Source organism: Ruminococcus champanellensis 18P13 = JCM 17042, from assembly GCF_000210095.1.
GTDB lineage: Bacteria > Bacillota > Clostridia > Oscillospirales > Ruminococcaceae > Ruminococcus_F > Ruminococcus_F champanellensis.
Window position 1 is genome coordinate 673,519 of sequence record NC_021039.1, and the last position, 11,281, is coordinate 684,799.

At 56.5% G+C, this 11,281-nt stretch carries 8 protein-coding genes; 6 read left to right on the top strand and 2 right to left on the bottom strand.

All coding sequences use genetic code 11. The annotated features are described in order from the left end of the window. Positions 1 to 9 precede the first annotated feature (9 nt). Positions 10 to 2,223, bottom strand: a complete 2,214-nt coding sequence (gene pflB / locus RUM_RS03005; RefSeq protein WP_015557746.1) for a formate C-acetyltransferase — start codon at positions 2,221 to 2,223, stop codon at positions 10 to 12. A 187-nt stretch (positions 2,224 to 2,410) separates the two neighbouring features. Further along, positions 2,411 to 2,899, bottom strand: a complete 489-nt coding sequence (locus RUM_RS03010) for a deoxycytidylate deaminase (RefSeq protein ID WP_015557747.1) — start codon at positions 2,897 to 2,899, stop codon at positions 2,411 to 2,413. A gap of 94 nt (positions 2,900 to 2,993) precedes the next feature. Here RUM_RS03010 and rsmA point away from each other — a divergent pair, with 94 nt between their 5' ends. The 6 genes from rsmA to RUM_RS03040 all read left to right on the top strand — a co-directional run. Further along, positions 2,994 to 3,851, top strand: coding sequence for a 16S rRNA (adenine(1518)-N(6)/adenine(1519)-N(6))-dimethyltransferase RsmA (gene rsmA / locus RUM_RS03015; RefSeq protein ID WP_015557748.1), 858 nt, complete (start codon positions 2,994 to 2,996; stop codon positions 3,849 to 3,851). A gap of 177 nt (positions 3,852 to 4,028) precedes the next feature. Continuing rightward, positions 4,029 to 6,254, top strand: coding sequence for a SpoIIE family protein phosphatase (locus RUM_RS03020; protein WP_015557750.1), 2,226 nt, complete (start codon positions 4,029 to 4,031; stop codon positions 6,252 to 6,254). A 221-nt stretch (positions 6,255 to 6,475) separates the two neighbouring features. Beyond that, complete coding sequence (glgB, locus tag RUM_RS03025; RefSeq protein WP_015557751.1) at positions 6,476 to 8,416, top strand: 1,4-alpha-glucan branching protein GlgB; 1,941 nt, start codon at positions 6,476 to 6,478, stop codon at positions 8,414 to 8,416. Between the two features lie 64 nt (positions 8,417 to 8,480). Beyond that, positions 8,481 to 9,683, top strand: a complete 1,203-nt coding sequence (locus tag RUM_RS03030; RefSeq protein ID WP_147645549.1) for a glucose-1-phosphate adenylyltransferase — start codon at positions 8,481 to 8,483, stop codon at positions 9,681 to 9,683. 12 nt (positions 9,684 to 9,695) lie between these two features. Continuing rightward, a complete protein-coding gene (gene glgD / locus RUM_RS03035; protein ID WP_015557753.1) occupies positions 9,696 to 10,820 on the top strand; it encodes a glucose-1-phosphate adenylyltransferase subunit GlgD in 1,125 nt (374 codons plus the stop codon). A gap of 20 nt (positions 10,821 to 10,840) precedes the next feature. Beyond that, positions 10,841 to 11,281, top strand: a 441-nt coding sequence (locus tag RUM_RS03040) for a glycogen/starch synthase (protein WP_041326228.1), incomplete at its 3' end; no start/stop codon positions are given.

The following is an 11,281-nucleotide window of genomic DNA, read 5'->3' on the forward strand; positions in this document are numbered from 1 at the left end:
CTTCCGGGACTACATCCGGGTGTGGAAGGTGCGGTGGATCACGTCAAGCTGCTGCTCCCGGGTCAGCTTGATGAAGTTGACCGCATAGCCGCTGACCCGGATGGTCAACTGGGGATACAGCTCCGGATGATCCATTGCATCGATCAGCGTCTCCCGGTTCATGACGTTTACGTTCATATGGTGTCCGTGCTCCCGGGTGTAGCCGTCCAGCAGGGCAACCAGGTTGTTTTCCTTGTCCTCCTCGTTCTTGCCCAGTGCGTCCGGAATGATGGAGAAGGTGTAGGAAATGCCGTCCTCTGCGTAGGCATAGGGGATCTTGGATACGGACAGCATGGATGCGATGCAGCCATTGGTGTCCCTGCCGTGCATGGGATTTGCTCCCGGTGCGAAGGGCTCCCCTGCCTTTCTGCCATCCGGGGTGGAGCCGGTTTTCTTGCCGTATACTACGTTGGAGGTAATGGTGAGGATGGACATGGTGGGAATGGAATTCCGGTAGGTTCTCCGGCGGGACAGCCGCTTCATGAACCGCTCCACCACCATGGTGGCAAGCTCGTCCACTCTGGGATCGTTATTGCCGAACTTGGGGTAATCCCCCTCAATGGCAAAGTCGGTGGCGATGCCTGCTGCATTCCGGATGGGGGTCACCTTGGCATACTTGATGGCGGACAGGCTGTCCACCACCACGGAAAGCCCTGCCAGACCGCAGGCGGAGGTGCGGATGATGTTCTCATCGTGGAGCGCCATTTGCAGCCGTTCGTAGCAGTACTTGTCGTGCATGAAGTGAATGATGTTCAGGGTGTTGATATACAGCTTGGTGAGCCATTCACACACATATTCAAACTTACTGTAGACCTCATCAAACTGGAGGGGCCCATCCGACAGTTGTCCCACACCCTGGCACAGCCGATCCTCGTACCGCTCGTCCCTGCCGTCGTTGATGGCATACAGCAGCGCCTTCGCCAGGTTGGCTCTTGCCCCGAAGAACTGCATCTGCTTGCCGATGGGCATGGCAGATACGCAGCAGGCGATGCCGTAATCATCTCCGAACCGTTCCCGCATCAGCTCATCGTTCTCGTACTGGATGGAGGAGGTGCTGATGGAGATCCGGGCGCAGAATTTCTTGAAGGGCTCCGGCAGCCGGTGACTCCACAGTACCGTCAGGTTCGGCTCCGGTGCAGGCCCCAGGTTTACCAGGGTATGCAGGAACCGGTAGCTCATCTTGGTGACCATGGGTCTGCCGTCCTCACACATGCCGCCAATGGATTCGGTGACCCAGGTGGGATCGCCGGAGAACAGCTCATCATAGGCAGGGGTACGCAGGAACCGTACCATCCGCAGCTTCATAATGAAGTGATCTACCAGCTCCTGGATCTGTTCTTCGGTAAAGGTACCGCTTTTCAGATCCTGCTCTGCGTAGATATCCAGGAAGGTGGACACCCGCCCCAGGGACATGGCGGCACCGTTCTGCTCCTTAATGGCTGCCAGATAGCCGAAGTACAGCCACTGGATGGCCTCCTGGGTGTTCTCTGCCGGCCGGGAAATGTCGAAGCCGTAGCCTGCCGCCATTTCCTTAAGCTCCTTCAGCGCCTTGATCTGTTCCGCCATTTCCTCCAGGTTCCGCACCGTATCCCCGTACATGGGCTCTGCATCATGTGCCTTCTTGGCAGCGATCTTGTCCTCGATGAGCCGATCCACCCCGTACAGGGGGATCCGCCGGTAATCCCCGATGATGCGCCCTCTGCCGTATGCGTCCGGCAGGCCGGTGATGATGCCTGTGTGCCGGGCACGCTTCATATCGTCGGTGTACACGTCAAATACCCCATCGTTGTGGGTCTTCCGGTATTTGAATACGTTTTCCACATCCGGGGGCAGTTCTCTGCCGTAGGCTGCCAGGGAATTGCGCACCATGCGGATACCGCCGAAGGGCATAATGGCACGCTTCAGAGGTGCGTCCGTCTGCAAGCCCACAATGGTTTCCAGTTCTTTGTCGATGTAGCCGCATTTGTGGGAGGTGATGGTGGAAATGGTGTGCTCGTCAATATCCAGCACGCCTCCTGCCTTCCGCTCCTGCTCCAGCAGGGCGAGCACCTTGTCCCACAGCGCCCTGGTACGGGCAGTGGGGGGCGCAAGAAAGCTGTCGTCCCCTTCATAGGGTGTATAGTTCTGGATGATAAAGTCCCGCAGATTGATCTCCTTGTCCCAGATGCCGCTTTTGAATTTCATGGCTTCCTCCTTGTTCCGTGAACCAAATCCAATATCAATATGTTGTGTGGATTCACCGGGAATATACCCGAAGAAGCACAACATTTGCTATATTCACTATAGCACACTTTCAACAGTCTGTCAATGTGGCATTGCTCCACAAAAACTTTGACTATCCGGCGCAAAAATGGTATACTATGAAAGAACATCAATACCCGCTGCTGCCGGTCAGGGATTCGTCCTGCTCCACCCAGTCGGACACAGTGATGATCTTATACGCATCCCGGGTCTGACGGACAATCACCTGCTTGATGCCGGCGTTGATGATGAGCCGCTTGCACATGGAGCAGGGTTCCACTTCCCCGTCCAGCTGATCCGTCCGGGCATCGTGACAGGCAAGGTACAGGGTGGCGTCGATCATGTCCGCCCGGGCGGCGGATAAAATGGCGTTCTGCTCTGCATGCACCGACCGGCACAGCTCATATCGCTGTCCCTTGGGAACGCCCAGCTTGTCCCGGGTGCAGTAATTCAGATCATTGCAGTTTTTTCTGCCCCGGGGCGCACCGACGTATCCGGTGGAAATGATCTCATCATGCTTTACAATAATGGCACCGAACTTGCGGCGGATGCAGGTGCTGCGCTCCAGTACGGTTTCGGCAATATCCAGGTAATAATTGATTTTATCACGGCGAAGCATTGAATACCCTCCTTATGCATCAATAGATACATATAGTATAGCAAAGTCGGGGGCAAAATGCAAGATTGGCTTGCAAGAAAGGACAGGTTATCATATGGAGAATCTGACGAATATTTCAGTGGTGCAGGATCTGGCACGGCGGCACGGCTTTCATTTTTCCAAGGGGCTGGGGCAGAATTTCCTCATCAACCCTACAGTCTGCCCCCGGATCGCCGAATTGGGCAACGCCAGACCCGGCTTCGGGGTGCTGGAGATCGGAACGGGCTTTGGGGTGCTGACGGCGGAGCTTGCAAAGCGTGCGGATAAGGTGGTGGCAGTGGAGATCGATCAGCGGCTGCTGCCGGTGCTGGAGGAGACCCTGGCGGACTTTGACAACGTGAAGATCGTGCCAGGGGATATTATGAAAATTGACGTGGCGGCATTGCTCCGGCAGGAGTTCGGGGGGCTTCCTGTTGCAGTATGCGCCAATCTGCCCTATTATATCACTTCACCCATTCTGATGCTGCTGCTGGAAAGCCGGTTGCCCCTCACCTCCATTACCGTCATGGTGCAGAAGGAAGCGGCCCAGCGGCTCTGCGCCCAGGTGGGTACCCGGGAGGCAGGGGCGATCACGGTGGGAGTCCATTACTACGGGGAAGCCAGACAACTGTTCCCTGTATCACGGGGCAGCTTTATGCCGGCACCCAACGTGGACTCGGCGGTGATCCGCATCGATCTGCACGAAAATCCCCATCCGGAGGGGCTGGATGAGGGCTTTTTCTTCCGGATGGTGAAGGCAGGCTTTTCCCAGCGGCGCAAGACCCTCGCCAACAGTCTTGCCTCCCTGCTGGGGATCCCGAAGCAGGCGGTGTATGCTGCCCTGGAGCAGGCAGGGCTTGCGCCTGCTGCCCGGATAGAGCAGCTGACCATGGAACAGCTGTTTGCCCTTGCCCGGATCCTGCAATCGGCATGATCTTCATTGCCCCGGCATTTCCCAATGGAATGCCGCCGGAACAACCGGAATGCTGCAAGGGCTTGCGACAGGATTCCGCCTGCCTGCCGTGGTATACTTTCTGTATCAAAGCAGCATCGCACAAAGAGCATGCGGTGCTGTCGCAATGAAACGGATGGAGAAAGTGGGCGGATACATATGATCAAGGAACGTACAACCGAGCGTCTGACACGGGGACAGGCAGGGGCATTGCTGCTGTCCGGTGTCAGCGCTTTTTTGCTGACCGGTGCCCGGTTCGGGGAATTTTCCTCCCCCTTGCAGGTCTCCCTGGCGGCGGTGGTGTCCCCCCTCCAGGGGGTGGCGGTTCTGGCTGGGAGCCTGTTTGCCTCCGTGACCCAGGGAACCCTGGGGGATGCACCGGTGCTGCTGTGCGCCCTGGTGATGATCGTGCTGTCCGGGTTTGTGCTGCCCCGGCGGACAAGTGCCGGGATGGGCGCTCTGGCGGCGGCAGCCGGGCTCAGTATTTCCGCCGGATTGTTTTTTGTGATCGGGGGCATCGACCTGGCGGATCTGGCGCTGTATCTGTGCATGGCAGTGCTGGCTGGAGTGGCGGCATACTTTGCCGCAGAGGCGCTGACTGCCTTTCGCCCTGCCGCTGGGGGATACAGCGAGCCGAACGGCTGCGCCTTCGGGGTATGCTTTCTGCTGGTGACCGGGGCACTGGGATCCGCCCAGCTTTGGATCTGTAACCTGGGCGTGATCTTTGCCGGGTTTGTGCTCTTGCAGGGGGCAAAACGCTATGGCATTGCCGGGGGCACCGTCTGCGGTGTGCTGGCTTCCGCCGGATTGATGCTTTGCAGCCGGGAACTGGGGGACGCTGCTGCATTCCTCGCCCTGTCCGGTATGGCTGCCGGATACTTTGCGGATTTTCATAAGGGTGCTGTATGCCTGCTGTTCCTGGCGATTCAGGGAGCAGGACAACTGCTGCTGGGGACGGATTCAGCAGCCATCCTTCTGCTTCTGAATCTGTCGGCAGGATGCCTTTTGTATCTGGCACTGCCGGTGGAGGGAATCCTGGAGCAGTGGCTGCCGGAGGTTGGGGGAGAGGAAGCGCCCGCCGGCTTTGCGGCGGTGCAGATGGACTACCTGGCACATGCCCTTGCAGGGGTGCGGCAGAATGCTCAGCAGATCGCCCGGATGCTGGAACGGAACGGATGCCGGGAAACCACCGCCCAGAGCGTGTGTGAGCAGGTATGCCGCAGCTGCTCCCGGCGATTGGAATGCTGGGAGGAGCGATACGAGGAAACGGCGGAGGCGTTCCGGTGTGCGGCTGCCGGGGATGGCACAGAGCTGCCGGAGGCTTTGCAGGACTGCGCAAGGGCACAGACCCTGCTGGTACATATGCAGCAGGCACAGCGGCAGGCGGCTTTGCACCGGATGCTGTCCGCCCGGCTGACGGAATCCCAGGGATTTCTCTTTTCCCAGATGGAACTGACGGAGGAACTGCTTGGCACTGCCGGACAGCGACTGGCGGTATCCTACAGCCGGAGCATGACCCGGAAGGTGACCCAGCGGCTAGAACGGGAGGGATATCCGGTACATACTGCGGTGGCATACCGGTCGGCGGAGGGCAGGCTGGCGCTGGAGCTGTACGCCTTTGCGGATGCGGCGCCGGATGGGGGCTCTGTCCGGGACTGCTTGTCCGATGCTTTGGGTATGGAGCTGGATTATACGGAGGGCAGGCTTGCCGGGGAGGAGGTGCGGATCTGTCTGTGGGAGCGTCCTCCCTATGGTCTGGCGGTGTTTGCAGCCCAGTCCTCCGCCCGGGATGAGGAACCGCCGGGGGACAGCTATGACCAGTTCAGTGACGGCAGGGGGCATCAGTATCTGGTGCTGTCCGATGGCATGGGCTCCGGCAGGCGTGCTTCCCTGGATGCCCGGCTGGTGCTGTCCAACTTCCGGCGGCTCATTGAAATGGGAGTGTCCATGCAGACGGCGGTGGGCATGGTGAATCATATCATGCTGACCAAGTCCACGGAGGAAACCTTTGCCACCCTGGATATTGCCCGGATCAGCCAGGAAACCGGCGAGACCTTGCTGGTGAAATATGGAGCAGCCCCTACTCTGATCCAGCAGGGACAGGTGGTGACCATGTACCAGACCCCCACCTTCCCCATCGGCATCGTGGGCAGGCCGGAGGCGCATGTGACCCGACTCCGGCTGGAGGATTCGGATGTGATTGTGCTGATGTCCGACGGGGTGGAGGACAGCGAGTACGCCTTTGTCAAGCAGAAGCTGTTGGCAGGAGGCTCCCTCCAGCAGGCTGCCCAAGCCATCTGCTGTAAGGCACAGCGCAGTGCGGCAGACGGCAGACCGGACGATATCACAGTGTTGCTGGCGCAGGTCAGAAGGAACACGGACTAAGAAGGCGGCATCAGCCGCCTTCTTTATGCCTTGCAGAATTTTGTGAAAAATATACGAGGAGTCAAGGCGTTTTCCACGTGATTTTTTGCGATTTTGTACAATATGCATAAAATGGACGGTTGATTCTAGGCGGAGTATATGAACTTTTTTGGATGTGCGCAGAAATACTTGAATCCAGGGCGGGAATCTGTTAAAATGTAAGCATAGGGGAGGGTGATACTATGATTCCGGATCTGCAAAAAGAAAATGAATTTCCGCTGTCTTTGTTTTTGAGCGGGAAAAATTGCAAGTCCTATTTATTTTTCGGCGCACACACGATATCCAGCAAGGGTACACAGTATCATTGCTTCCGGGTCTGGGCGCCCCATGCCCGATCCGTTTCCCTGGTGGGAGATTTCAACCGCTGGGACAGAAGTCAGACCCCCATGCACGCCATCGGGGGCGGCGTATGGGAATGCTGCATTCCCCGGCTGGAGCAGTTCGCTGCCTATAAATACAGCATCAAGGGCAGGGACGGCAAGATCCGTATGAAGGCGGATCCTTACGGAGCGCATTATGAGACCCGGCCAGCCACTGCCTCCAAGATCTACGAGAGCAGCTATGAATGGAAGGATGATGCCTGGCGCAAAGCCAAGCGGCAGAGAAATATTTACAAAAGCCCGGTGAATGTGTACGAAGTACATTTTAACTCCTGGCGCATCAATCCGGACGGGAGCTTTCTGGATTACCGGACCTTTGCAAAGCAGATGATCCCGTATCTGCAAAAAATGTCTTATACCCATATTGAGTTCATGCCCCTGACGGAGTATCCCTACGACGGCTCCTGGGGCTATCAGGTCACGGGCTATTTCGCCCCCACCTCCCGGTTTGGTACGCCGGATGATTTCCGTGCCATGGTGGATGCGTTCCATGCTGCCGGCATCGGGGTGATCCTGGACTGGGTACCGGCGCACTTCCCCAAGGATGAACACGGCTTGTTCGAGTTTGACGGTGGATGCTGCTACGAATACGAGGACGTGCGCAAGGGGGAGCATTTCGCCTGGGGCACCAAGGTGTTCGATTACGGCAGGCCGGAGGTGTGCTCCTTCCTGATCTCCAGCGCATGTTGCTGGTTTGAGGAATTTCACGTAGATGGTCTCCGGGTGGATGCGGTGGCATCCATGCTGTACCTGGATTATGACCGGCCGGATGGTCAGTGGTGCCCCAACAAGAACGGGGGCAGGGAGAATTTAGAGGCAATTGATTTTCTGCGGCATCTGAATGAAGCGGTGTTTGAAAAGTTCCCGGATGCGTTGATGATCGCCGAGGAATCCACCGCCTGGCCCATGGTCACCAAGCCCACCTGCGACGGGGGTCTGGGGTTTAACTTTAAATGGAATATGGGCTGGATGAACGATATGCTCAGCTATATGTCCATGGATCCTCTGTTCCGCTCCGGCAACCACGATAAGCTGACCTTCTCGTTCTTCTACTGTTTTTCCGAAAATTACGTGCTGCCCATTTCCCACGATGAAGTGGTGCATGGCAAATGCTCCATGATCGGCAAGATGAGCGGCGGCTACGATCAAAAATTCGACTCCTACCGGGCGTTTCTTGGCTATATGATGGCGCATCCGGGCAAGAAGCTTCTCTTTATGGGACAGGAGTTTGCCCAGATGAAGGAGTGGGATTACCAGCACCAGCTGGACTGGATGCTTCTGGATTACCCCAAGCACAACACCATGCTCAAGTACACCCGGAAATTGAATCGGTTTTATGCGGAGCATCCGCCCCTGTGGGAGCGGGACGACTCCTGGGATGGATTCAGCTGGATCGCCAATGACGATTATCAGCAAAGCGTCATTGCCTTCCGCCGGTTTGACGACAAGGGTGAGGAGCTGATCGTGGTGTGCAACTTTGTGCCGGTGGAGCGGCGGGAATACCGGATCGGTGTGCCCTATAAGGGCAGCTATAAGCTGCTGTTCAATTCGGACGCCACGGAATTCGGCGGCTCCGGCGCAGCAGAAAAAGCCGTCAAATCCGAAGCCATCCCCATGCATGGCTTTGACAACAGCATTGCGCTGACGCTGGCACCCTTGTCCACCATGTTCTTCAAGCCGGTGCCGTATAAAAAACGCAGATCGACTAAGAAATCCGCACCGTCCAAAGCGGCGCAGAAATAGAAGTTTTACCAACGAATGCAGAGAGGAGTGGATTTTTCCCTTCCGGAAAAATCGAGTATGAATTATGTACATTAAAAAAGAATGTGTAGCAATGCTCCTGGCGGGCGGACAAGGCAGCCGCTTGTATGCGCTGACCCAGGATATGGCAAAGCCGGCTGTACCCTATGGCGGCAAGTACCGGATCATTGATTTTCCCCTTTCCAACTGCACCAATTCCGGCATCGATACGGTGGGCGTGCTGACCCAGTACCAGCCCCTGGTGCTGAACGACTACATCGGCAACGGACAGCCCTGGGATCTGGATAAGCTGCACGGCGGCGTACATGTGCTGCCCCCTTACCAGACCAATGCAGGGGCATCCTGGTACGAGGGTACTGCCAACGCCATCTACCAGAATATGAGCTTTATCGAGCGCTATGACCCGGAGTATGTGATCATTCTGGGCGGCGATCACATTTACAAGATGGATTACTCCAAGATGCTCCAGTTCCACAAGCAGCATCAGGCGGACAGCACCATCGCCGTTCTGGACGTTCCCATGGAGGAGGCTTCCCGGTTCGGCATCATGACCTGCGATGAGGAAGGCAGAGTTGTGGACTTTACGGAAAAGCCCAAGGAACCCAAGTCCACGCTGGCATCCATGGGTATCTACATCTTCACCTGGAAGAAGCTCAAGCAGTATCTGATCGAAAACGAGAATGCAAACTCCGGCTCCAAGGATTTCGGTAAGGATATCATCCCTGCAATGCTGGCAGCAGGGGAGCGGCTGTTCGCTTATGCCTTCGAGGGCTACTGGAAGGACGTGGGGACGCTGGACAGCCTGTGGGAGGCAAATATGGATCTGCTGAGTCCCAGCGTGCCTCTGGATCTGTATGATAAGGAGTGGAAGATCTACTCCCGGAACCTGAATATGCCCCCTCAGTACATCGGGGACAAGGCGGCGGTTGAAAATTCCATGATCTCCGAAGGCAGCGAGATCAACGGCACCGTGGACTTTTCCATCATCTTCTCCGGCGCTGTGGTAGAGGAGAACGCTACCGTCAAGTACAGCATCATCATGCCCGGCACGGTCATCAAGGCAGGTGCTGTGGTGGAATACGCCATCGTAGGTGAGGACTGCGTGATCCACGAGAACGCTAAGATCGGCGCAAGTCCGGAGACCATCGAGAACCGTGACGAATGGGGCATTGCAGTCGTAGGTCACAAGGTGGATGTTTCCGAAGGAAAAACCGTACTGCCCAAGCAGATTATATCTGACAACCTGTAAGGAGATGTGACTATGAGTGCAAATATTAGCGTAATGGGATTGATTTTTGCAAGTATGCACGATTCCTCCATCATTGATCTGACCAAGCTCCGCACCATGGGCTCCGTGCCCTTTGGGGGACGGTACCGGCTGATCGACTTCCCCCTGTCCAATATGGTCAATTCCGACATTGACGACGTGGGAGTCATCACAAAATCCAACTACGGTTCCCTGCTGGATCACCTTGGCTCCGGCCGTGAGTGGGATCTTTCCAGAAAGAACGGCGGTCTGCATCTGCTGCCTCCCTTCAGCCATGTTGGCACCGGTATTTACCGGGGCAGACTGGAAGCCCTGGACGGAGTGTGGGAGTATGTAGAGCATTCTCCGGCAGAATATGTGGTGCTGTCCGACTGCGACATTGTGACCACCATCGACTACCGGCCCATGATCCGTGCGCACATCGAAAGCGGTGCGGATATTACCGTAGCATACTCCAAGGGCTTCTACGATAAGGACGTGAACCAGAACGCCACTCTCCTGGGCATCGGGGAGGACGGCATGGTGGACGATGTTATGATCGATCCGCCCATGCGGGGCACCGGCAACCTGTGTATGAACACCTTTGTGTTGAGCAAATCCTTCCTCAAGCAGCTGGTCAAGGAGAAAATGAGCCGGAATCAGTACAGCTTCAGCCGGGACGTGCTGCAGGACAAGGCGGCAGGCTACCGGATCGCCGCTTATGAGCATACGGGCTATGTTGCCCGGCTGGACAGCCTGTCCAGCTACTATGAGGCGAATCTGGCACTGCTGAATCCGGAAAACCGGAACGGTTTGTTTAAGAAATCCGCCCCCATCTACACAAAGATCATGGACAACGGCCCGGTTCGGTTCGGTCTGGAGTCCGACATCCAGAACTCCTTGATTGCGGATGGCTGTATCATCGAGGGAAAGGTGGAAAACTGCGTACTGTTCCGGGGCGTGAAGATCGGTAAGGGCACCGTGGTCAAAAACAGCGTCATCATGCAGAACACCTCCATCGGCAGCAAGTGCAGCCTGAACTGCGTGATCACCGACAAGGACGTGGAAATCGTGGATGACCGGGTACTGACCGGTTCCCAGAGCTATCCGTTGTATATCAGCAAGGGTGCGAAGATTTAATTGCAGGAGGGATGATCCGTATGAATATTTTGTTTGCAGCCAGTGAGGCATTGCCCTATGTAGCGTCCGGCGGTCTGGCGGATGTTGCCGGCTCTCTGCCCTCCGCTATTGTGAAAAAGGGACATGACTGTCGGGTCGTGATCCCTCTGTACAAGTCCATTTCTGCGGAAATGCGTGCTTCTCTGACCTTTCTGACCAATATTACCGTGGACGTTTCCTGGCGGAAGCAGTACTGCGGCATTTTCACCGGCATTTACAAGGGTGTGACCTATTATTTTATCGACAATGAGTACTACTTCGGCAGAGACGGCATCTACGGCTTCTATGACGACTGCGAGCGGTTTGTATTCTACAGCCGTGCAGTGCTGGAAATGATCCGCTGTATCGACTTCAAGCCGGACATCATTCACGCCAACGACTGGCAGGCTGCCATGATCCCGGTGTACTACCAGATTTTCTAC

Bases quoted from the DNA above. Each gene is read 5' to 3' on its own strand.
- pflB (WP_015557746.1), bottom strand. From the start codon at position 2,223: ATGAAATTCAAAAGCGGCATCTGGGACAAGGAGATCAATCTGCGGGAC.
- RUM_RS03010 (WP_015557747.1), bottom strand. From the start codon at position 2,899: ATGCTTCGCCGTGATAAAATCAATTATTACCTGGATATTGCCGAAACC.
- rsmA (WP_015557748.1), top strand. From the start codon at position 2,994: ATGGAGAATCTGACGAATATTTCAGTGGTGCAGGATCTGGCACGGCGG.
- RUM_RS03020 (WP_015557750.1), top strand. From the start codon at position 4,029: ATGATCAAGGAACGTACAACCGAGCGTCTGACACGGGGACAGGCAGGG.
- glgB (WP_015557751.1), top strand. From the start codon at position 6,476: ATGATTCCGGATCTGCAAAAAGAAAATGAATTTCCGCTGTCTTTGTTT.
- RUM_RS03030 (WP_147645549.1), top strand. From the start codon at position 8,481: ATGTACATTAAAAAAGAATGTGTAGCAATGCTCCTGGCGGGCGGACAA.
- glgD (WP_015557753.1), top strand. From the start codon at position 9,696: ATGAGTGCAAATATTAGCGTAATGGGATTGATTTTTGCAAGTATGCAC.